At 64.7% G+C, this 20,472-nt stretch carries 20 protein-coding genes and 2 tRNA genes; 7 read left to right on the forward strand and 15 right to left on the reverse strand.

The genetic code is table 11. From position 1 onward, the window contains the following. Positions 1–129: 129 nt before the first annotated feature. Positions 130–1,404, forward strand: a complete 1,275-nt coding sequence (locus BMZ48_RS05035; protein ID WP_091532577.1) for a hypothetical protein — start codon at positions 130–132, stop codon at positions 1,402–1,404. Between the two features lie 230 nt (positions 1,405–1,634). On the opposite strand, the gene BMZ48_RS05040 is transcribed toward BMZ48_RS05035, so the two are convergent. Then, a complete protein-coding gene (locus tag BMZ48_RS05040) occupies positions 1,635–3,665 on the reverse strand; it encodes an EAL domain-containing response regulator (protein WP_159431090.1) in 2,031 nt (676 codons plus the stop codon). Positions 3,666–3,727: 62 nt separating this feature from the next. Next, complete coding sequence (gene epmB, locus BMZ48_RS05045; protein WP_091532581.1) at positions 3,728–4,741, reverse strand: EF-P beta-lysylation protein EpmB; 1,014 nt, start codon at positions 4,739–4,741, stop codon at positions 3,728–3,730. 78 nt (positions 4,742–4,819) lie between these two features. On the opposite strand from epmB, the gene efp reads away from it, so the two are divergent. Continuing rightward, entirely contained in the window at positions 4,820–5,389 is a 570-nt protein-coding gene (gene efp, locus BMZ48_RS05050) for an elongation factor P (protein ID WP_091532585.1), read from the forward strand. Positions 5,390–5,402: 13 nt separating this feature from the next. Then, entirely contained in the window at positions 5,403–6,392 is a 990-nt protein-coding gene (epmA, locus tag BMZ48_RS05055; RefSeq protein WP_091532587.1) for an EF-P lysine aminoacylase EpmA, read from the forward strand. Between the two features lie 36 nt (positions 6,393–6,428). On the opposite strand, the gene BMZ48_RS05060 is transcribed toward epmA, so the two are convergent. The 5 genes from BMZ48_RS05060 to BMZ48_RS05080 form a co-directional block, all read right to left on the reverse strand. Beyond that, positions 6,429–7,202 carry a sulfite exporter TauE/SafE family protein gene (locus BMZ48_RS05060; protein ID WP_091532589.1) on the reverse strand — a complete coding sequence of 258 codons (774 nt, stop codon included), beginning with the start codon at positions 7,200–7,202 and terminating at the stop codon, positions 6,429–6,431. Between the two features lie 10 nt (positions 7,203–7,212). Further along, positions 7,213–7,548, reverse strand: coding sequence for a hypothetical protein (locus BMZ48_RS05065; RefSeq protein WP_091532591.1), 336 nt, complete (start codon positions 7,546–7,548; stop codon positions 7,213–7,215). A gap of 8 nt (positions 7,549–7,556) precedes the next feature. After that, positions 7,557–8,987, reverse strand: coding sequence for a PhoH family protein (locus BMZ48_RS05070; RefSeq protein ID WP_091532593.1), 1,431 nt, complete (start codon positions 8,985–8,987; stop codon positions 7,557–7,559). Positions 8,988–9,250: 263 nt separating this feature from the next. Continuing rightward, the gene (locus tag BMZ48_RS05075; protein ID WP_091532594.1) at positions 9,251–9,709 is read right to left on the reverse strand and encodes a peroxiredoxin; all 459 of its coding nucleotides are present in this window, start codon (positions 9,707–9,709) and stop codon (positions 9,251–9,253) included. 29 nt (positions 9,710–9,738) lie between these two features. Beyond that, the gene (locus tag BMZ48_RS05080) at positions 9,739–10,278 is read right to left on the reverse strand and encodes a glycine cleavage system transcriptional repressor (RefSeq protein WP_091532596.1); all 540 of its coding nucleotides are present in this window, start codon (positions 10,276–10,278) and stop codon (positions 9,739–9,741) included. A gap of 171 nt (positions 10,279–10,449) precedes the next feature. On the opposite strand from BMZ48_RS05080, the gene dapA reads away from it, so the two are divergent. The 3 genes from dapA (at position 10,450) to BMZ48_RS05095 (ending at position 11,800) form a co-directional block, all read left to right on the forward strand. Then, positions 10,450–11,331, forward strand: coding sequence for a 4-hydroxy-tetrahydrodipicolinate synthase (gene dapA / locus BMZ48_RS05085; RefSeq protein WP_091532598.1), 882 nt, complete (start codon positions 10,450–10,452; stop codon positions 11,329–11,331). Then, positions 11,328–11,642: a hypothetical protein gene (locus tag BMZ48_RS05090; protein WP_091532600.1), complete on the forward strand. Its 315-nt coding sequence runs from the start codon at positions 11,328–11,330 to the stop codon at positions 11,640–11,642. The genes dapA and BMZ48_RS05090 overlap by 4 nt, the downstream gene beginning before the upstream one ends. Positions 11,643–11,707: 65 nt before the next feature. After that, positions 11,708–11,800: transfer RNA gene (locus tag BMZ48_RS05095), tRNA-Ser, on the forward strand. Between the two features lie 140 nt (positions 11,801–11,940). On the opposite strand, the gene ychF is transcribed toward BMZ48_RS05095, so the two are convergent. The 8 genes from ychF to BMZ48_RS05135 form a co-directional block, all read right to left on the reverse strand. Continuing rightward, positions 11,941–13,035 carry a redox-regulated ATPase YchF gene (ychF, locus tag BMZ48_RS05100; RefSeq protein ID WP_091532602.1) on the reverse strand — a complete coding sequence of 365 codons (1,095 nt, stop codon included), beginning with the start codon at positions 13,033–13,035 and terminating at the stop codon, positions 11,941–11,943. A gap of 1 nt (position 13,036) precedes the next feature. Beyond that, complete coding sequence (pth, locus tag BMZ48_RS05105; RefSeq protein WP_091532604.1) at positions 13,037–13,666, reverse strand: aminoacyl-tRNA hydrolase; 630 nt, start codon at positions 13,664–13,666, stop codon at positions 13,037–13,039. A 93-nt stretch (positions 13,667–13,759) separates the two neighbouring features. Further along, the gene (locus tag BMZ48_RS05110; RefSeq protein ID WP_091532606.1) at positions 13,760–14,446 is read right to left on the reverse strand and encodes a 50S ribosomal protein L25/general stress protein Ctc; all 687 of its coding nucleotides are present in this window, start codon (positions 14,444–14,446) and stop codon (positions 13,760–13,762) included. 148 nt (positions 14,447–14,594) lie between these two features. Continuing rightward, positions 14,595–15,548 carry a ribose-phosphate diphosphokinase gene (locus BMZ48_RS05115; RefSeq protein WP_091532608.1) on the reverse strand — a complete coding sequence of 318 codons (954 nt, stop codon included), beginning with the start codon at positions 15,546–15,548 and terminating at the stop codon, positions 14,595–14,597. 114 nt (positions 15,549–15,662) lie between these two features. Then, a tRNA-Gln gene (locus tag BMZ48_RS05120) sits at positions 15,663–15,737 on the reverse strand. 84 nt (positions 15,738–15,821) lie between these two features. After that, complete coding sequence (gene ispE, locus BMZ48_RS05125; RefSeq protein ID WP_091532610.1) at positions 15,822–16,688, reverse strand: 4-(cytidine 5'-diphospho)-2-C-methyl-D-erythritol kinase; 867 nt, start codon at positions 16,686–16,688, stop codon at positions 15,822–15,824. Between the two features lie 17 nt (positions 16,689–16,705). Beyond that, positions 16,706–17,314, reverse strand: a complete 609-nt coding sequence (gene lolB, locus BMZ48_RS05130) for a lipoprotein insertase outer membrane protein LolB (RefSeq protein ID WP_091532612.1) — start codon at positions 17,312–17,314, stop codon at positions 16,706–16,708. Beyond that, positions 17,311–19,056, reverse strand: coding sequence for a tetratricopeptide repeat protein (locus BMZ48_RS05135; protein WP_091532614.1), 1,746 nt, complete (start codon positions 19,054–19,056; stop codon positions 17,311–17,313). The genes lolB and BMZ48_RS05135 overlap by 4 nt, the downstream gene beginning before the upstream one ends. 137 nt (positions 19,057–19,193) lie before the next feature. Here BMZ48_RS05135 and hemA point away from each other — a divergent pair, with 137 nt between their 5' ends. After that, positions 19,194–20,450, forward strand: coding sequence for a glutamyl-tRNA reductase (hemA, locus tag BMZ48_RS05140; RefSeq protein ID WP_091532616.1), 1,257 nt, complete (start codon positions 19,194–19,196; stop codon positions 20,448–20,450). Positions 20,451–20,472: the final 22 nt, after the last annotated feature.

Consider the following 20,472-nt stretch of genomic DNA (forward strand, 5'->3'; position numbering starts at 1 on the left):
CAATTGCGGTCCCGACTTCTCTCTCTTGCGACGGCGGATGCATTATGATGGGACTTAGGTAGGCCGTAAATATCGTTGCGGCAGGGAATCGTGTCAGGCAACCCTTCAAGTTTTCGTGGGAGCAGACAGATGAGATCGTTTCGTCGCTGGGCCGCGGTCGTCGCCGTGGTTCTCGCCGGATGTGGGGACGGCAGCATCCAGAGCCCGGATTTCACGGTCGTCACGACGGTCGAGCAGCTCGACATCGTCCCCGGAGTGGCGCAGAGCCTGCCTGCAGGTACTGTACTGCGACTGGATGCCGAAGCGCTGGTTTCGCAAACCGTACCGCCGGGAACGCGCGATGCCAATGGCAATCCGATCACGCATCGGCAGGAAACCCAGACGGTCACCTCCCAGGCTCAATGGACCAGCAGCAATACGGCGGTCGCCCGCGTCGATCGCGGCGTCGTCACCGCAGTGGCGCCGGGCGTGGTGACGATCAGCGCAAGCTTCGAAGGCCTCACCGACACCGTCGATGTGACGGTGACCGATGCCGTACTCCAAGGCGTCGAATACGTCAAGCCCGAGGGAACGCCGCGCGCGACCAACAACACTTACTCGGTGATTTCCGGCAGCATCGTGCCTTTTGAAATCTACGGCCGGTTCAGCGATGGCTCGGTGCGTCGCCTCGTCGAGGGTACGGGAGCGAACCAGTTCCAGGTCACCTGGAGCAGCGATGATACCGGTGTGGCGACCAACGGCAGCGGCGGCCGTACGTTCACGACCAACGCCGTGGGCACGGCAGCGATCACCGGCCAGGTGACCAATGTGACCGGTCTTGTGCCGGATGCGGCCAGTGCCACGCTCGAGGTGCGTGAGGTCAACGCCTTTTGTGCCTCCGAATTTCGCGCGCCGGCCGCAGTGGCCAGCGGCGCCGCCTCGGCGGCTTGCCTCGGATGCTCGGTGGAGCAGCCGGAGCTGGTGATCGACGGTGATCTTGACACCTTCGCGACGATGAACATCACCGCCGGCCTGCTGTTCCTGGCCAATACGAGCCTGACGGTGTACGACACCACGACCGTGCGCATCACGCCGGGCAGCCCGACCGGCTTCGTCGTCAGCCGTCCGTTCGCTGATCTGGTCTCGGCCGAGTTGCTGTCGTCGCTGACGGTCGAGACGCTGCAATGCAATGCCGCCGGTGCATGCACGGTGGTCGAATCGTTCAGCGGGCAGGATAACGCGTTGCTTTTGTCGCTGCTGGGTTTCGGCCTGGTGGGGGACGATGCGACCGTTCTCATCTCGACTCCGCCAGTGACGACGGCCGCCAATGGCCTGCGCCTGACCTTCGATGGTGGTTTGGTGAATCTGCTATCCAGCCTGCGCGTCAACACCGCCTGCGGCGTGGCCATCCCGCCCGCTCCCTGACCGGATTCTTGGGGGGTGCGACGGCTGCTGTCGCGCCCGACGCGCGCCTGACATGGGTGGGCGGGCGCGGCTCCATGCGGTCCGTGCCCGGCGCGCGGTGCGGCTGATCATGCCGGACTGGTCTGCACGCAAGGCATGCCGGCAGTGGCGCGCAGGCGTCTGCAAGGCTGCGCGACACCAGCAGCCTTGCGAAAAAGGATGCTTGCCGGGGCGGATGCCGCCAGTTCCGGTCACATGCGCACGTCGGCGGACAGCAGCACCACCTCGGGTTCCTGGACGTGATAGCCCTGGATGAAGTTGACTCCCATCTGCCAGAGGCGCGCCATCACGTTGGCTTCCTCGACGTGGGAGACGATGATCTTGATCTGCTTGTTCTTGGCCGATTCCATCAGCTCGACCATCTTGCGGTGCGTTTCCTTGTCGTTGAAGTTGGCTGTGAATGATGGGTGGAATTTCACGAAGTGCATCGGGATGTGCTCGATCATCTGTGCCGAGTTCGAGCCAATCCCAAAGTGTTCGATCGCGATCTGTGCGCCCATCTCGATCAGGGCCTTGGTCAGCAGGCGGGTTTTACGGATGTGGTTTTGGACGACCAGCTCCTGCATCTCGAAGACGATCTCGCCCGGGCGCAGCGGTCGTTGCTTGAGCTGCTCGCCAAGCCAGGGAATGAAGCTTTCGGCATCCTTGAGAGTGTCCTGAGAAAGCTTGACGAACAGGCTGGAGGCTTGCTGGGCGGTATCGCGCTTGGCTTGAATCTTGAGGGCGCGGGCAGTAACCCAGCGGTCGATGGCCTTAATCAGGCTGAATTTTTCCGCGGCGCCGATGAACTCGGAGGCGTGCAGCTCTTTGCCGTTTTCGTCGATGAGGCGCACCAGTATGTCGAAATGCTGACGCGTGTCGCCCTCGAGACTCGCGATCGATTGATAGGCCAGTTTGAGACGATTGTCCTCGAGCGCTTTTTTCACCATCTCCGCCTTGCGTGCTTCCTCGCGCTCTTGTAGCGAGGTTTTTGCCGTGGGGCCGAGATTGGCGAACTGGCTGCCACCCTTGCCCGAGAGTTTGCGTGTGTCGCGAACCAGCTCGGCAGTGAGCGTGGCAGCGTCCTCACTGCCCACGAAGGGATAGGCTGCGACCGTCACGGCCAGCTGCACTTCGTGTCCGGCCGTATTGAAGATCTGCTTGCCGACCTCGCGCGCGAGCGTCTCGCCGAATTCGATGATCTCGGCGCCGCTGTTGCGCGAGAGCAAGAGGGCGATTTCGTGGGTGGAGAAACGGAAGAGCTGATCCTGGGGCGCGAGCCTGTCCTGCAGCCAGTTCTGTAGCTGCTCGACGGCCTCGGCCGCATCGTGCAGGCCGAGGCGTTCCTCGGTCGCTGTGAAATCATTGACGACGCACAAAAGCGCGGCACGCTGGTCTTTTTGCTGGCTGGCGGCGGCGATCGCGGAGGCCAGTGCTTCGAAGAACTCGAGCCGCCCCTTCATCGCCGGGGCAGTGCCAGCCACCGTATGCACGGTGCTGGGAGTTTCCGAGCGGATCAGCATTTCGATGAGCGGCTCGCCCTCTACTGCGGTGAGCGTCACGCGGGCATGGATCGCGACGCGCCGGCCATCTTTGTGCAGCAGGCAGCATTCCAGCGGTTTGCCCTCGTTCTTGCCGCGCAGGAGCAGCTTCAGATATTCCTTGACCTTGGGCTGATGGTCCGGCGCGACCAGATCCATCAGCGGCACCGACTGCAGATCGGGCTGCGTATAGCCGAGCAGCTGGGCAAACGCCGGGTTGACGTCCGACAAGATACCTTCCTGGATATGTGCGACGGCATCCTGGGTTCCGGCCAGCAGTTGCTGGTGGCGCGCCTCGAATTCGGCGAGGCGTTTGCGCAGGCTGCGCAGCTCGCGCAGGCGGCTGTGCTGGGTGATCTCGCGCAGGACGACCAGCTCGAGATGGCGCAGATGGCGCAGGTCTTCGTCGGAGACCTGGTCGCTGGCGCCGCACGCCAGTGCGGCGACCCTGTCCTCTGGCGTGAACTGCGCTTTGAGGACGAGGACCGGCAGATCGGGCATCTGGCGGCGTACGGTTTCGATGACGTCCTTGATGGGGGCGGTTTGCAGGCCCTCGGCACAGATCAATAGATCCGGTGTGCCACCGCGCAGGGCGTCTTCGACATCCTCCAGATCGGTGGCCCAGGGACAGCGCACCGGATGTCCGGCGTTGCGCAGGTAACTTTCGATGCGCTTGGCGACGCTCTCCGAGGCGGCGACCACCAGCGCGATATGACTCGGTGCCGCATGCGCGGCCCTTTCTTTCCGGATGCTTTCCGCTGTAGCTACCATGCGATCGATGTTTTTGCTGTGGCTCCTGGTTCTTCCCGAACCAGCCGCGGGACGAGATAGCCCGGCAGCCGTGCCGCAAGTCCGCGCATCAACGCGCGGGCACGCGACTCCTCCACCTCGAAATGGGCCGCACCCTGCACCCGGTCGAGCAGGTGCAGATAGTAGGGGAGAATGCCACATTCGAACAGCCGCTCGGAGAGCTGAGCCAGCGCATCGACGGAATCATTGACGCCGCGCAGCAGCACCGACTGGTTCAGCAGCGGGATGCCCAGCGCACGCAGCGGCTGCAGAGCGGTCACTACCGAGGCATCGATTTCGTTGGCGTGGTTGACGTGCAGGACCATGAGCTTGGTCAGGCGGCCGCGTCCGAGCCAGGCCAGCAGACGCTCGTCGATGCGTTCCGGCAGCACGATCGGCTGGCGTGTGTGCACGCGCAGGCGGCGCACGTGGGGAATCGCCTCGAGGGCGTCGGCCAGTTCGGCGAGTTTATCGTCGGACAGCGAGAGGGGATCACCGCCGGAGAGGATGATTTCGTGGAGGCTGCTGTCGGCCGCGATCGTCTCCAGAGCCGCCTGCCAGTGTTCACGTGCCGCCAGATGTTCGCCATACGGGAAATGGCGGCGGAAACAATAGCGGCAGTGAATGGCGCAGGCGCCGGTCGCAACGAGCAGCGCACGGCCATGATACTTATGGATGATGCCGCCGCTGCGCAGCTTGCGTAGATCGCCGACCGCATCGACCGTGAAGCCCGATGCCGACACACCCTCGGCCGTGGCCGGCCAGACTTGCCGGAACAAGGGATCTTGCGCATCGCCTTTGCGCATGCGCCGGGCAAAGCCGCGCGGTACACGCAGCGGAAACGCGCGCAGACGCGCCGGCCCGAGCGCGGGCAGATCGGGGTCGAGTTCGAGAAAGCGCAGCAGCTCGTCCGGCCGGGTGAACGCTTCGCGCAAGGCGTGCTGCCAGGCGGGGGCCTGCTGACGTGGAGTGGTCGGGGAAGGTATCATTTCCAGATTCTACGCCGACCCCGGCATCGCCGCGTCCATTCTGGCCGCGGTTTCCCAATTCCAGCACTGCATACACCCATGGCGACTGTCAGCACCAACGAAATGAAGGCCGGTACCAAGCTCCTGATCGATGGCGAGCCGTACGCGGTCATTGACAACGAATACCGCAAGCCCGGCAAAGGTCAGGCCACCAACACGATCAAGATCCGCAATCTCAAGACTGGCCGCGTCCTCGAGCGGACCTTGAAGTCGGGCGACACCCTGGAGGTCGCCGACGTCGAGGACAAGGACATGCAGTATCTCTACAACGACGGCGAGTTCTGGACCTTCATGGATCCGAAGACCTATGAGCAGGTCCAGGCCGGCAAGGAAGCCATGGCCGAGGCCGCGCAGTGGCTCAAGGGTGAAGAGATCGTGCGCGTGACGTTCTGGAACGAAGTGCCGCTGGTCGTCTATCCCCCCAACACCGTCGAGCTGACGGTCATCGATACCGATCCTGGTCTCAAGGGTGATACCGCCACCGGTGGCAGCAAGCCCGCCAAGCTGGAAACCGGGGCCGTCGTGCGCGTGCCGTTGTTCATCCAGCAAGGCGAGAAAATCAAGGTCGATACACGCACCGGCGAGTATCTGGCACGCGCCGGCAAGTGATCGGTTCGTGAGCATGGGGTGTGCGGTGCCGCACTGGCGCCCATCCGCTACCCTTGCAACCCTCAAGGCGCGGGCGGAGCTGTATGGCTCCGTCCGCTCTTTTTTTGCCGCGCGCGGTGTGCTCGAGGTCGAGACGCCGATTCTTTCGCATCATGCGACGGTCGATCGCCACATCGACAGCTTCGCCGTGTCCGCGCCCCGCGCCACCGGTGCTGCGCATGTTGGCTTTCTGCAGACGTCGCCGGAATTTGCGATGAAGCGCTTGCTCGCATCCGGTAGCGGGCCGATTTTCCAGATCGCCCGCGTGTTCCGGGCCGGCGAGCAAGGGCGGTATCACAACCCCGAATTCACCTTGCTCGAATGGTACCGCCCGGGGTTCGACCATCATGCCTTGATGGACGAACTCGCCGAGCTGCTCGCGCACTGCGGGATTGCAGGACCTTGCGCGCGGCTGAGTTACCGCGAGGCTTTCGAGCGGCATGCGGGATTCGACCCGCATATGCTCGACGCCTGTACCTTGCGCGAGCGCTTGCGTGCGCGTGGCCTCGCCGAGCCGCAGGGTCTGAGTGCCGAGGAGATCGGCGATGCCGATTTCTGGCTCGATCTGTGGATGTCGCAAGTCGTCGGTCCGTGCCTGGGTACGCAGACGCCCGAATTCGTCTATGACTTTCCGGCGACGCAGGCCGCGCTGGCGCGCGTGCGCCCCGGCACGCCGCCGCTCGCAGAACGTTTTGAACTGTTCTGGAAAGGCGTGGAGCTCGCCAATGGCTTCCATGAGCTGACCGATGCCGACGAGCAGCAGCGGCGGTTTGAGGCCGACCGCCGCTGGCGTGCCGCCCACGGCCGGTCGGATTTGCCGTACGACAGGCATTTGATCGAGGCGCTGCGCGCCGGGTTACCCCCGTGTGCCGGTGTCGCCGTCGGTCTCGACCGTCTGCTGATGCTCAAGCTCGCACTTCCCTCGGTGGCCGAGACGTTGGCCTTTGCCGGCGACCGTGCCTGAGCGGGCGGCGAGGACGCCCAAGACGTGCGCTTCTTCTCATGCCGACCGGCCAATATCCCAGGCGAAGCGCAGAATCATCAGCACGACGACGGCGATGAAAAAATGCCGCACGAAGGCGTCGCCTTTGCGGATCGCCAGCGTCGTGCCGACGAGGCTGCCGGCGACATTGAAGGCGGCCATCGGGGCAGCGATGTCATAGCGCACGTGACCGGCACCGATGAAGTAGACGAGCGCGGCAAGATTGGTGATGACGTTGACCAGCTTGGCCGAGGCCGAGGCGGCAAGGAACCCCAGTCCGAAGAGGCCGACGAAGGCGATGACCAGGAAGCTGCCGGTGCCAGGGCCGAATAAGCCGTCGTAAAAACCGATCGCGGCGCCTGTGGCGAGCGCGAACCACAACTGCCGGGCTGGTTCTAGGTGCGGCGCGTGTAGTCTGCCCAGATCTTTTTTCCAGAGCGTATAGACGAGTACGCCGACGAGCAGGGCCAGGATCAGCGGGCGGAAGACCTGCACGGGCAGGGCGGATGCGGTACGCGCGCCCAGAAAGCTGCAGATCAGCGCCGCACAGGCGGTCGGCACCGTGGCGGGCCACGCGATCGGCACGCGACGCAGATAGTGAACCGTTGCCGAGGCCGTGCCAAAGATGCTGGCGAATTTGTTCGTTCCCAGCAGGGTCGCGGGTGCGATTTCTGGCAGGAGCACGAACAAGGCCGGGATCTGGATCAGCCCGCCACCGCCGACGACGGCATCCATGAAGCCGGCCAGGAAAGCGAACGTACACAGCGCCAGCACTTCCGGCGCGAATTCCATCGCGTGAGGACTAGAGAATCTTGCTGACGCTGGTCGGGATTTCGAAACGGCGGCCGTCGAGCACGCGGTTGAGCAGCAGCGTGATCCACTGCCGTGTCGTCGAGAGTTTCCGGATGACGATGTAGGTCTTGCCGTTTTCCTGAAGCAGCTCGTAGCGATCGATGGTGATCGTGATCGGCTCACGCTCGCCGCGCATGAGCACGTGGGCGACGATGCGCCCGGCCGCGGTATCGACCGTACAGTCGCGGACTTCGCCGTATTCGCCGAATTTTTCGTTGAAGAAAGTGCGCAGGCCGATGCCCAGCGCACTGTCTTTCATCGCTTTGCCGAGTTTGCCGATGACCATGGCTTCTCCTACAGGATCTCGGAAGCATACGCCGCCAGTCGTGAGCGCTCGCCGCGTGCCAGGGTCACGTGGCCGCCATGGGGCCAGCCGCGAAAGCGATCGACGACATAGGTCAGCCCCGACGTCGTCTCCGTCAGATACGGGGTGTCGATCTGGCCGAGGTTGCCGAGGCAGACCATTTTCGAGCCCGGTCCGACGCGGGTGATCAGCGTCTTCATCTGTTTGGCGGTGAGGTTCTGCGCTTCGTCGATGATGATGTAACGGTTGAGGAAGGTGCGGCCACGCATGAAGTTGAGTGAGCGGATCTTGATGCGCTTGGCGAGCAGGTCGTTGGTCGCGGCGCGTTCCCAGTCTCCGGCATGGCTGTTTTGCGTGAGCACCTCCAGATTGTCCATCAGCGCCCCCATCCACGGCGTCATTTTTTCTTCCTCGGTTCCCGGCAGAAAGCCGATGTCTTCGCCGACCGGCACGGTGACGCGGGTCATGATGATTTCACGGTAGCGGGGTTCGTCCAGCGTCTGCGCCAGCCCGGCGGCGAGCGCGAGTAGCGTTTTGCCGGTGCCCGCGGTGCCCAGAATGGTGACGAAATCGATCTCGGGATCGAGCAGCAGGTTGAGGGTGAAGTTTTGCTCACGATTCTTCGCGTGGATGCCCCAGACGCTGCTTTTGCCGTGGCGGTAGTCGCGGATCACGCGCAGCTCGGCGCTGTTGCCCTCGATGCGGCTGACCATCAGCTCCAGTCCGCGGCCGCCTTCGTCGGGGATATACAGGAACTGGTTGACGTACCAGTCTTTCACCAATGGACCCTCGATGCGGTACATGGCGCGCCCGCGGCTGTCTTGCCAGCTCTGCATTTTGTCGCCGTGGGTGGACCAGAAATTCGCGGGCAGCTCCTTGTAGCCGGTGTAGAGCAGATCCAGATCATCGAGGACTTGGTCATTGTGATAGTCCTCGGTGTGCACGCCGACGATCGCGGCCTTGATGCGCAGGTTGATGTCCTTGCTGACCAGCGTGACCTTGCGCGTCGGGTGCTGGGTCTGCAATTCCAGGGCGACGACGAGAATGCTGTTATCGGGCTTGTTGCCGGGAATCAGGCCGGGCAGGGAGGTGTCGGCCGGACGCGTCTGGAAGAACAGCCGCCCGCTGGCCGGCTTGCCGCCGCGGCCACGTCCGCTGCCGTGGCCGTTGCCGCTACGCACGCTTGGCAACGGCAGCCCTTTTTCGATCTGCGCATGGTCGGTACCGTGCATCAATTCGTCGAAAAAACGGCTGACCTGACGCGCATTGCGCGCAACTTCACTGGTGCCCTTCTTGGAAGCATCCAGTTCCTCGAGCACCACCATCGGGATGAACAGGTCGTGCTCTTCAAAGCGGAACAGACTGGTCGGATCGTGGAGTAGGACGTTGGTGTCGAGAACGAAGATCTTGCGCTTGTTCATGGATACAAGGCGGGTGCTGGCCCACGGCCAGTGACCATGGGCATCGTGCGGATATATGGAGGGCGCAACGACCGTGTCCCGATATCCAGGCGGTCGCACGAGGCACACTTTAGGAAGTGCGTACGAATCGTTGTCGGTGAGACGGGCTGGGGAAAACCGTGCCTGCAGGACAGGCACGGCCGTCAATCTAGCCCAAGAACGATGGCAGGCGGAAGGGATGACGGATCGTCCGCCGTGACGGTATCGTGACAAACCGCTGGGGGTCAGCACTCGCCGATCGCAGCGAGCACGTCCTGGACGTGGCCCTTGACCTTGACGTTGCGCCATTGCCGCCGCAGCAAGCCTTGGGCATCGAACAGAAAAGTGCTGCGCTCCACGCCCAGGTATTTGCGCCCGTACAGGCTTTTTTCGCGCAGCACGTCGAAGGCCTTGCACGCGGCTTCGTCGGTGTCCGACAACAAGGGGAACGGAAAGCCGTGTTTGGCGGCGAAGTTTTCGTGCGAGCGGAGGCTGTCGCGCGAGATACCGAGGATTTCCGCGCCGGCCTTACGAAACTGGGGATAGAGGTCGCGGAAATCCTGGCCTTCCTGCGTACAGCCCGAGGTATTGTCCTTGGGGTAGAAGTAAACCACCAGGATCCGACCCTTGAAATCGCGCAGCGAGATGTCGCGGCCGCCGGTGGCCGGCAGGGTGAGGTCGGGAATCTCGTCACCGAGCTGCATGGTGCCTCCCTCGTCGTGATGCGGTGCCCTCAAGTCTTGATCGGATCGAGCATGCCGTCGGCGTTGAGATCGTCGCACAAGTCCATGAACGACTCGCGCAGCGCCTGCGGATGCTGGTTCACCGGCACGTGGAGCACCATTTGCACGCTTGCCATCTCGGCGCCGGTGTAGGTGGACTGGTACTTCTGCGTGGAGATCTCGACGACGATCACATCCTGGTGCTGGAAGAATTCGAGGATGTTGACGAGCAGGTTCGGGTCCTGGGGGGCGACCACTTCCGCCGCATAGGGGCGGTAATCCGGGTTGAACGGGCGGGCTTCGCAGCGCTCGAAGCGGACTTGCAGGTCGAGCTTTTCGGCAATACCGGGCAACGCGGTTTCGAGCCGGCCGAGCGTGCTCCAATTGCCGGAGACCAGGAGGTTTGCGGTCAGGCGATCGCCAATCTGGGCGATGCGGCAATCCTCGACCTCGCCACCGCGTTCGCGGATGGCCTTGAACAGCTCCAGCGGGACATTGCCCTTGGGTTTGCCGATCGCTGAAATGGTGAGCAGATTGTCGGTCTGTGCCATGGAGATCGAGTACAGAAAGAGGAAAAATTTTAATCCATTTGCACGCATGAGAGGGCGCATCCGGCGGTGTTGGGCCGGTGCGCGCGGTCGCCGGCAGGGCGAGCCTGCCGCTATACTTGCGGCCCTATCAAAGCCGCCTCCCATGCCACCATCGCACCGGGTTCCACAGCCATGATCAAGGGCAGCATCGTCGCCATCGTCACGCCCATGTTCCCGGATGGTGCGCTCGACTGGAAAGGACTGGATGAACTGGTCGAATGGCACATCGCGGAGGGGACCGATGCGATCGTTGCCGTCGGCACGACCGGCGAATCCGCGACGCTCGATTATGACGAGCACATCGAAGTGATCCGCCGAGTCGTGCGTCAGGTGCGCAAGCGCATCCCGGTGATTGCCGGCACGGGTTCGAATTCCACACGTGAGGCGATCGAGCTGACCCGTGCTGCCAAGGAGGTCGGGGCCGATGCGGCGCTGCTGGTGACGCCTTACTACAACAAGCCGCCGCAGGAGGGTTTGTATCGGCATTACAAGGCCGTTGCCGAGGCGGTCGATCTGCCCCAGATTCTCTACAACGTGCCTGGCCGCACGGGTTGCGACATGTTGCCCGAGACGGTCGCACGCCTCGCCCGCATTCCCAACATCGTGGGGATTAAGGAAGCCAAGGGTGAACTGTCGCGGATCCAGGCCTTGCTTGCGCTGGGCCTGGGCGACGGCTTTGCGATTTATTCGGGCGACGACGCCACCGCCTGTGCCTCCATTCTCGCGGGCTGTCACGGCGATATTTCCGTGACGGCCAACGTCGCGCCCGGCAAAATGCACCAGATGTGCGCTGCGGCACTGGCCGGAGACCGGGCGACCGCCGAAGCGCTCGATGCACAGTTGCGTGCCTTGCACAAGGATTTGTTCGTGGAACCCAACCCCATCCCCGTGAAATGGGCGCTCAGTGAGATGAAGAAAATCCAGGGTGGTTTGCGCCTGCCGCTGGTGCCGCTCGACGTCGCCCATCACGACACCGTCCGCGCCGCGCTGCGGGGTGCCGGAGTGCTGGCATGATGCGCCGGTCGATCTTGCTGTGCGCCGGCTTGTTCGTTTCCGCCTGCGGGGGCATCAGCCGCCACTGCGAGGGCGAGTTTGACTACCAGCGGGCACAGACCTTGCCGCCACCCGCCGAGGTCCCGGGACTGCAGGTGCCCGAATCACCGTCGGCGTTGCGTATTCCGCCTGAGCCGCAGACGGTCGTGCCGTTCGCGCGTCAAGTCCAGGATCCAGACAACCCCGACAAGACGCGCATCGAATGTCTCGATATTCCGCCGCGGATGAGATCCGAGCCGGCCGAACCGGTTACGCCAGCGCCCAAGGCGTAAGCCGCCGCCAAAGCTATAATGGGCGCCCCTCGACGGCGAGAGGGTTGCTCGTTGCCGTCGTCTCCGGAGAGATGTCCGAGTGGTTGAAGGAGCACGCCTGGAAAGCGTGTATACGGTGATAAGCCGTATCGCGGGTTCGAATCCCGCTCTCTCCGCCAGTTCGAAGTGCCGTTGCGCGCACGCAGCGGATATCCCCTGACCCCGCCCCTGATTCCGGTCTGGCAGTACACGCGGCCATTGCTCCCGGTGCGTTGCGCCAAGGCAGCGCACAGGCACCGGCGCGGTCGCCGGGTGCGGATCAGACGTTGAAACGGAAGTGCATCACGTCGCCCTCCTGGACGACGTAATCTTTGCCTTCCAGCCGCCACTTACCGGCTTCTTTTGCGCCGCTCTCGCCGTGATAGCGGATGTAGTCGTCGTAGGCGATGACCTCGGCGCGGATGAAGCCTTTCTCAAAGTCGCTGTGGATGACACCGGCGGCCTGCGGGGCGGTGGCGCCCTTCTTGATCGTCCAGGCACGCACCTCCTGCGGACCGGCAGTGAAATAGGTCTGCAGGCCGAGCAGGGCGTAAGCGGCGCGGATCACGCGATGGAGTCCGGGTTCTTCAAGGCCCAGGTCGGCCAGGAAGGCGGCCTTGTCGGCATCGTCGAGCTGCGCGATCTCCGCTTCGATCGCGGCGCAGACCGCGACCACTTGCGCACCTTCGGTCGCGGCATAGGCTTGCACCCGCCGGAGATGATCATTGCCGTGCCGCAAGCCGGGTTCGTCGACGTTGGCGATATATAGCACTGGTTTGGCGGTGATCAGCTGCAGCTCGCGTAGCTGCGGGCGGTCCTCAGCCTCGACCGCGAAGCTGCGTGCCGGTGCGCCGCTATCCAGATGCGCGTGCAGACGGCCGAGCAGGGCATGTCTGGCGATGGCGTCTTTGTGGCCGGTCTTGGCGGCTCGCGCCGCGCGCTCGAGCGCCTTGCTGACCGTGTCGAGATCGGCGAGTACCAGCTCGGTGTTGATGATCTCGATGTCGCGGATCGGGTCGGTGGAGCCGGCGACATGAATGACGTCCGGGTTGTCGAAGCAGCGCACAACATGGGCGATGGCGTCGGTTTCCCGGATGTGCGCGAGGAATTGGTTGCCCAGGCCTTCACCCTTGCTGGCGCCGGCGACCAATCCGGCGATGTCCACGAATTCAACGGTGGCCGGCACCACGCGCTGCGGCTTGACGATTGCGCAGAGCGCATCGAGCCGCGGATCCGGCACCATCACCACGCCGACGTTCGGATCGATCGTGCAGAACGGGTAATTCTCGGCAGCGATCTGCGCCCGCGTCAGCGCGTTGAACAGGGTGGACTTGCCGACGTTTGGCAGGCCGACGATGCCGCATTGAATGCCCATATCAGAGTCCTGGTTCTGGCCGTCGCGGTGCGGCAGCCGGTTTCGCTGGTTTGACGGAGTGTAGTTGCGTGATCGCGCGTTCCCAGCCCTGGGTCAGCCAGGTTTCCAGCGCATCGAGCGCGCGGTCGATCCCGTCACGGATCGCCCGTTCGTCGTCGCGATCCGGCCGTCCCAGAACATAGTTAAGCACGAGGTTCTTGTCGCCGGGATGGCCAATTCCGATGCGCAGGCGGCGATAGTGCTCGCCGAGCGCGCGGTGGACGTCGCGCAGGCCGTTGTGGCCGCCGTGGCCGCCGCCGAACTTCAGGCGCAGTGTGCCGGCCGGCAGGTCGAGTTCGTCGTGTGCGACGAGGATGCGCTCTGGCGGCAGTTTGTAGAACTGCGCGAGTGTCTGCACGGCTGAGCCGCTGCGGTTCATGAACGTGTGCGGTTTGAGCAACAAGACGTCGCTGGGCCCCAGTCTGGTGCGGCCCAGCTCGCCCTGAAACTTGGCCTCGCGCCGTAAAACGGCCCCGGTGCGCTCCACGAGGCGGTCCACCAGCCAGAAGCCGGCGTTATGACGCGTGCGCGCGTATTCGTCCCCGGGATTGCCGAGGCCGATGATGGCGTGAAGTACGGGCGCCGATGGCATTGAGGCTGGCTCCAAAGAGAAAGCCCGTCCGGGCAGGGCAGCGCGGACGGGCCGGACCGGAACGTCCCGCGGCGCGGCCGCGAGACGCCTGAATCACTTCTTTTCTTTCTCTTCCTTCTTCGGTTCTGTGGTTCCTGCAGCGGGCTGGGCAGCAGCGCCCTCGGCCGGCGTGGCCTGCGCGGCTGGCGTCTCTTCTTCGACGACGGCGCGCGGCAAGTGGATGGAGGCGACGGACTGGTCGTTGCCGTGCTTGAGTTCCACCAGGGTGACACCCTGCGGCAGCTTGAGCTGCGACAGGTGGATCGACTCGTTGACTTGCAGGTGCGAGAGATCGACCTCGATGTACTCGGGCAGATCCTTGGGCAAGCACTCGACCTCGACCTGGTTGAGGTGGTGCTCGACGATGCCGCCACCGGTCTTCACGCCCGGTGCGATGTCGGCGCCCTTGAAATGCAGCGGCACGTGCATGCGCAGCACCCTGTCGGCCTGCACGCGCATGAAGTCGGCGTGGATGGCGTAGCCGCTCACCGGGTGGCGCTGCAGGTCCTTGAGCACCACCTGCAGGCTCTGGCCGTCGAGCTGCAGGGTCAGCAGGTGGGAATAAAAGGCCTCGGTCTTGAGATGTTGGGTCATCTCGTTGGCCGATACGGCAATGGGGGTCGGCGGTTCGGTGCCGCCATAGACGATCGCCGGGATTTTGCCTTGGCGACGCAGGCGGCGGCTCGCACCCTTGCCCTGGTCAGCGCGGCTTTCGGCGTTGACAACGAAAGTTTCTTTCATCTACATGCTCCAAAAAGGAAAACCACCGCCCGCGACCAGGCGGTGGGGGGCGCGGATTATACAGAAAAATTTCCCCTGTCCGGTTTGGGTTGTTGTTCAACGAATTGGCCGCAGGGGATGGTACTGGCTGCAGACAGGCGGCTGCGGGTCAATCCACGTACAGCGAGCTGACGGATTCCTCGGCCGAGATGCGCCGGATCGTTTCCGCGAGCAGGCCGCCGATCGATAGCTGGCGGATCTTCGGGCAGGCCCTGGCCGCCGGGGACAAGGGAATGCTGTCGGTGACCACGAGCTCGTCGAGCTCGGAATGGGTGATGTTGGTGACCGCCGGGCCGGAGAGCACCGGATGGGTGACGTAGGCGACGACCTTGAGTGCGCCTTCCTCCTTGAGTGCCGCGGCGGCCTTGCACAAGGTGCCGGCGGTATCGACGAGGTCATCGACGAGCACGCAGGTGCGGCCTTCGACTTCGCCGATGATGTTCATCACACGCGATTCGTTCGGCTTGGGGCGGCGCTTGTCGATGATCGCAAGATCGGCATCGTCGAGCCGTTTGGCGACCGCCCGTGCGCGCACCACGCCGCCCACGTCCGGCGCGACGACGATCAGGTTTTCGTATTTCTGGCGCCAGATTTCGCCGAGCAGCACGGGGCTGGCATAGACATTGTCCACCGGGATGTCGAAGAAACCCTGGATCTGGTCGGCGTGCAGATCCACCGTGAGCACCCGGTCGGCGCCGCATTCGCCGATCATGTCGGCGACGACCTTGGCCGAGATCGGCACGCGCGTCGAGCGCGGGCGGCGGTCTTGGCGGGCATAGCCGAAATACGGAATCACCGCGGTGATGCGGCTGGCCGACGCGCGTTTGAGCGCATCGAGCATCAGCAACAGTTCCATCAGGTTGTCGTTGGTCGGCTCGCAGGTCGGCTGGATGACGAAGACATCCTTGCCGCGCACGTTTTCCAGGATCTCGATCTGGATCTCGCCATCGGAGAATTTGCCGACGATGGCCTGCCCGATCGAAGTTTTCAGATAGGCCGCGATGTCCCGTGACAGCTTGGGATTCGCATTCCCGGAAAACAGCATCAGCTTCGAGTCGGACATGCCCTGCCTCTCGGTCCTGCGTGTGTCGATGTCAGTGGCGTTGCGCCCGCGTCTGCGGGTGAGCGGAACGTCAGTTGCCGGCCCGGTGCGGCGTCGCGCAAAGCCGGCTGAAAGTGGTTGGGGCGGATGGATTCGAACCACCGAATGGCGGGATCAAAACCCGCTGCCTTACCACTTGGCGACGCCCCAGCAGAGTGTCCCGCGGACCATGGTCGCGCGGGGTGCGCATTATACGGGATGATGCTACGGGATGATGCGTGCGCCGATGTGCCTTCAGCGCTGGGCGGCAGCATGCAGCGGCGAGCGGTTGAGTCCGCGTGCGACGATGCGGTGCCAGTCGGATGGGGCCTGCGCGGCGATATCGGCGGCCTGCGCGCGCGTCGTGCAGGGCAAGAACACCGAGGCGCCGGTGCCGGACATGCGCGCATCGCCGAACCGGCGCAGCCAGGCCAGCGCTGCGGCGACTTGCGGGTAGCGCTGGCACGTCACCGGCTCGCAGACATTGCCGGTGCGGCCGGCGAGAAAATCCGCGAGGGTCACCGGGGTGCTGTGACGTTCCAGCTCGGGCGCGCCGAAGATCTCCCGGGTTGCGACCGCAACCGGCGGGGTCAGGACGACGAACCAGGATTCGGGAAGTTCGACCGCCGTCAGTCGTTCGCCGATGCCTTCCGCCCACGCCGCGTGGCCGCGCACGAACACCGGTACGTCGGCGCCCAGCGCCAGCCCGAGCGTCGCCAGCTCGTCGGTGGTCAGGCCGAGATTCCAGAGACGGTTGAGGGCAACCAGGGTCGTCGCCGCATCACTGGAGCCTCCGCCCAGACCGCCACCGACCGGGATGCGCTTGTCGATGCGGATCTCGGCGCCGAGTCGGCAACCGGAGGCGCGCTGAATCGCGCGTGCCGCGCGCACGACCAGATCCTGCTCGGGCGGGATCGACCGTGGTCCTTCGACGCGGCGGATCTCGGTATCGCCGCGAGGTGTGAAGAACAGGCTGTCGCCGTAATCCAGGAACTGGAAGACCGTCTGCAGCTGGTGATAGCCATCGGGGCGGCGGCCGGTCACGTGCAGGAACAGGTTCAGCTTGGCTGGAGCCGGCCATGGACATTCGGCGGTGAACGCACCGTGGGGAAAAGCGGGCATAGGGTTTCACATGCGGGTTACATGCGGGTCGCGAGATCGACGGCCGTCCAGCGGTCGATCACCAGGCGCAGGCGGGTGGTCGGCGACTGCGCTTCGAGTCTGCGCGGCAGCTCCAGGGCGCCGACTTTCTGATAGCCGTCGTAGCGCAATGTCCAGCCGTGCTGGCTCAGGCTTAACAGGCGGCCCTCGTCATCGAGGCTTAGGTGTTCGAACTCGCCCTGCGCCGGCAGACCCATGGCCCAGGCGCGCAGACTGTCGAGCGGAAGGTGCCAGCCCAGGTGCGTCTGCATCCAGTCTTGCGGATCGTCGGTGTATGTAGTGCCGTCTTTGGTGCGTACGGCGACGCGCTTGGAGTCCCCTTCGATGGCGACGGCGCCGACGCCGAATGGACCATTGAGCTGCAGTTCGAAACGGCCGTCGGCGTGCTGGCGCCAGAGGAGTTCACCGCTGCGGCCGAGGTGGGTTTCGGCTATGCGTCCTTGCAGCGCAAAACCGAGCACGGCGGCCAGCGATTCGCGACGCTGTGACCAGCGCAGACCGACGGCGGATTCGTCCACCGCAGGTGGTGTAAGTGGTGCGCAGGCGGCGAGCAGCAGAATCAGGCAGCCGGTGAGCGTGCGTCTCATGGCGACAGACGCTGCATGGTTTCCCGCAGCACCGGGTGATCCGGATTCTTGCGCAGGGCCGATGTCCACACGTTCTGGGCCTCTTCGCGGCGATTGAGCACCCACAGCACTTCGCCGAGATGCGCGGCGACTTCCGGATCGGGGAACTTGGCATAGGCTTTCTGTAGCCATTCGAGCGCCTGTTCAGGGCGGCCGAGCTTGAATTGCAGCCAGCCCATGCTGTCGATGATCGCCGCGTCGTCGGGTTCGAGTGCCAGCGCGCGCGTGATCAGCGTCTCGGCCTCGGCGATGCGTTCGGGCGCGTGGACCACGAGCATGTAACCGAGCGCGTTGAGCGCGCGTGCATCGTCGGGCTCGTCGGCCAGGATGCGGCGCAGATCCCGCTCGGCGGCATCGATCTGCCCGAGCCGCTCGTAAGCCAGCGAGCGGCCATAGAGCAGATCCGGATTGTCGGCGTCCTCGTCGAGCGCGGCGTTATACAGTTCGACGGCAGCCTGACTTTGCCCGGCGTCGATCAGCAGCTCGCCCTCGGCGAGATGGAAGCGGATCGCCATTTGTGGAAGGCGCTCGCGCAGTTCCTGGAGCAGCGCGCGCGCCTCCGCCAGGCGCTTCATGCGCGCGAGCACGTAGGCGCTGCGCACGGCAGCCTCGACGCTGGCCTGACCCTGGGTGATGCGGCGGTAGTACGCGAGAGCCTGGGCGTAGCGCTGCTGCGTTTCGGCGATGCGCCCGAGTTGCAGTGCGGCGTCGCTGCTGCGCGGGCCGTCGAGCAGACCTTCGAAGTTTTTCTGCGCCGTGACGAGATCGCCATCCTCGAAAGCGAGCGTGCCCAGCGCATAGCGTGCATCGGCATTGCGCGGATCCAGCTTGAGCACGGATTCGAGCTGGCGCCGTGCCGCGTCGCGGTGGCCAAATTCGAGCAAAAGCTGGGCATAGCCGATGCGCAGATCCGCCGCTGGGGTGTCGGTGCGGGCCAGCTGGTCGATGCGCGCGTCCGCCTCGGCGATGCGGTTTGCGCGCACCCAGATGCTGATCAGCAGTAGCACATACTTGCGTTCTTGCGGATCCAGGGCTTGGGCTTTGCGCGCCGCGGCTTCGGCGAGTTCGAGACGGCCGTAATGCAGGGCCGTCAGGCCCAGTGCGAGGTGGGCGGCGGCCAGATCCGGCCATTCTTCGACGAGCTGGCGCATCACCGACAGCGCGCCATCGGCGCGATCGGCGCCGGCCTGGGACAGCACCGGCAGTACGAGCATGAAGCCCTCGGCGGGGCCGCCCGGGTGCCCCTGGATCAGCTCCCGGCACTGCGTCAGGGTTTCCGCCAATTCACCGCGCTTGAGACTCAAGCTCGCGATGACCTCGCGTGCATCGGCGGAGGTGGGGTCGAGCGCGAGCCAGCGCCGCGCCGCCTGCAGCGACAAATCCTCATTGCGGGCGACGATCGCGAGCGCTGTTGCGCGCTGGGCGAGTTCGACGTCGTCGATGTATGCCAGCGCAGCAAGGAATTCCCGCGCGGCCTGTTCGGGCTGGTCGCGGCCAGCCGCCATCTCGCCGGCCAGGATGTGGTATTGGGCGCGGGCGCTGTCGGTGGCGAGTGGCTGTTCCGGAACGGTTTGTGCAACCAAGGGGGCCTCGGTCTCGGGCGGCGGCGCGTTGGGACGTTCGTCACGCGGCGTCGCGGCACAGGCCAGGACCAGCAGCGGCAGGCCCAGGAGGGCGGAGCGAAAGCGGGGGGGCGATGGCACGGGTATGCTCGGGCAGAAGTGTCGGTCGAGATTATCCCCAAACCGGGCGCCGGATGGGCGGCATTGCCCGTGTCTTCAATGGCGTTTGTCCGTTGCCAGGCCAGCGTAAAATTGTGCGGTCAACGCAACGGACAGCTATGGCCCTGCTCACTCTCGGTCTGAGCCATCACCGTGCGCCGGTCGAGGCGCGCGAGCGGCTTGCGTTCACCGAGTCGGACTTGCCGTCGGCGCTGATCCGGCTGCGTGCGTTGCCGGGCATCGACGAAGCCGCGATCCTGTCGACCTGCAACCGCACCGAGATCATGGCGGTGACCGCGCTCGAGGCAGAGTCGAAACTGATCGAGTGGTGGCGACGCGAGCGTCAAGCACCCGAGGGCTACATCGAGAAATATCTCTACACGCACCGGGACTTGGGCAGCGTGCGCCACAGCCTGCGCGTGGCCGCCGGACTGGATTCGCTGGTCGTCGGCGAGCCGCAGATCCTCGGCCAGATGAAGCAGACGTATGCCATCGCCAGCCAGGTGCGCGCGCTCGGGCCGGTGCTGGGGCGGTTGTTCCAGCACGCTTTTGCCGTGGCCAAGCTGGTGCGTTCCCAGACCCAGATCGGCGCGCATCCGGTGTCGGTGGCTTACGCCGCGCTGCAGATGGCGCGCCGCATCTTTGCCGATCTGCACCAGCAGACCGCGCTGCTGATCGGTGCCGGCGAGATGATGCAGCTCGTCGGCCGGCACTTGCACCAGCACGGCGTCGGCCGCATCGTCGTCGCCAATCGCAGCCTCGAACGCGCCGAGAAGCTCGCCCGCGATTTGCACGGCTATGCCATCAGCCTCAATGACTTGCCCGCTTACCTCGGCGATGCCGATCTGATCGTCTCGTCGACGGCTGCACGCGGCTACATCATCGATCGTGACACGATGCAGCGCGCCGTACACGCGCGGCGGCGCAAGCCGGTGTTCATGATCGATCTCGCCGTGCCGCGCGACATCGACCCGCGCATCGCCGATCTCGAGGACATCTATCTGTACAGCATCGACGATTTGCGCGACATCGTCGCCGAGAACTTGAAACTGCGCGAAGAGGCCGCGCGTCAGGCCGAGGTGCTGGTGCAGACCCAGGCCGAGGAGTTCGCCCGCTGGCTCGAGAGCCGCGATGCGGCCTCGACGATCCAGGCCATTCGCGCGCGCGCGCGCGCCAGCCGTGACGAGGTTCTGGACAAGGCGCGCCGCCGTCTGGCTGCCGGCGAACCCGCCGAAGATGTGCTGGCCTTCGTCGCCGACACGCTCAGCAACAAGATCCTGCACGCGCCTTCGCAGGCACTGCGCCGTGCCGATGCGGTGGAGCAGGCCTTGCTGCTCAACGCGGCGCGGCGCCTGTTCGATCTGCCGGAAGACTAGCGCGTGTATCGCACGCCGCTGC

The organism is Fontimonas thermophila, from assembly GCF_900113085.1.
Lineage (GTDB): Bacteria > Pseudomonadota > Gammaproteobacteria > Nevskiales > Nevskiaceae > Solimonas > Solimonas thermophila.

Bases quoted from the DNA above. Each gene is read 5' to 3' on its own strand.
- dapA (WP_091532598.1), top strand. From the start codon at position 10,450: ATGATCAAGGGCAGCATCGTCGCCATCGTCACGCCCATGTTCCCGGAT.
- efp (WP_091532585.1), top strand. From the start codon at position 4,820: ATGGCGACTGTCAGCACCAACGAAATGAAGGCCGGTACCAAGCTCCTG.
- BMZ48_RS05070 (WP_091532593.1), bottom strand. From the start codon at position 8,987: ATGAACAAGCGCAAGATCTTCGTTCTCGACACCAACGTCCTACTCCAC.
- pth (WP_091532604.1), bottom strand. From the start codon at position 13,666: ATGCCATCGGCGCCCGTACTTCACGCCATCATCGGCCTCGGCAATCCC.
- lolB (WP_091532612.1), bottom strand. From the start codon at position 17,314: ATGAGACGCACGCTCACCGGCTGCCTGATTCTGCTGCTCGCCGCCTGC.
- ychF (WP_091532602.1), bottom strand. From the start codon at position 13,035: ATGGGCATTCAATGCGGCATCGTCGGCCTGCCAAACGTCGGCAAGTCC.
- ispE (WP_091532610.1), bottom strand. From the start codon at position 16,688: ATGCCCGCTTTTCCCCACGGTGCGTTCACCGCCGAATGTCCATGGCCG.
- BMZ48_RS05065 (WP_091532591.1), bottom strand. From the start codon at position 7,548: ATGGTCATCGGCAAACTCGGCAAAGCGATGAAAGACAGTGCGCTGGGC.
- BMZ48_RS05110 (WP_091532606.1), bottom strand. From the start codon at position 14,446: ATGAAAGAAACTTTCGTTGTCAACGCCGAAAGCCGCGCTGACCAGGGC.
- BMZ48_RS05075 (WP_091532594.1), bottom strand. From the start codon at position 9,709: ATGCAGCTCGGTGACGAGATTCCCGACCTCACCCTGCCGGCCACCGGC.
- hemA (WP_091532616.1), top strand. From the start codon at position 19,194: ATGGCCCTGCTCACTCTCGGTCTGAGCCATCACCGTGCGCCGGTCGAG.
- epmA (WP_091532587.1), top strand. From the start codon at position 5,403: ATGGGGTGTGCGGTGCCGCACTGGCGCCCATCCGCTACCCTTGCAACC.
- BMZ48_RS05060 (WP_091532589.1), bottom strand. From the start codon at position 7,202: ATGGAATTCGCGCCGGAAGTGCTGGCGCTGTGTACGTTCGCTTTCCTG.
- BMZ48_RS05090 (WP_091532600.1), top strand. From the start codon at position 11,328: ATGATGCGCCGGTCGATCTTGCTGTGCGCCGGCTTGTTCGTTTCCGCC.
- BMZ48_RS05115 (WP_091532608.1), bottom strand. From the start codon at position 15,548: ATGTCCGACTCGAAGCTGATGCTGTTTTCCGGGAATGCGAATCCCAAG.
- BMZ48_RS05035 (WP_091532577.1), top strand. From the start codon at position 130: ATGAGATCGTTTCGTCGCTGGGCCGCGGTCGTCGCCGTGGTTCTCGCC.
- epmB (WP_091532581.1), bottom strand. From the start codon at position 4,741: ATGATACCTTCCCCGACCACTCCACGTCAGCAGGCCCCCGCCTGGCAG.
- BMZ48_RS05080 (WP_091532596.1), bottom strand. From the start codon at position 10,278: ATGGCACAGACCGACAATCTGCTCACCATTTCAGCGATCGGCAAACCC.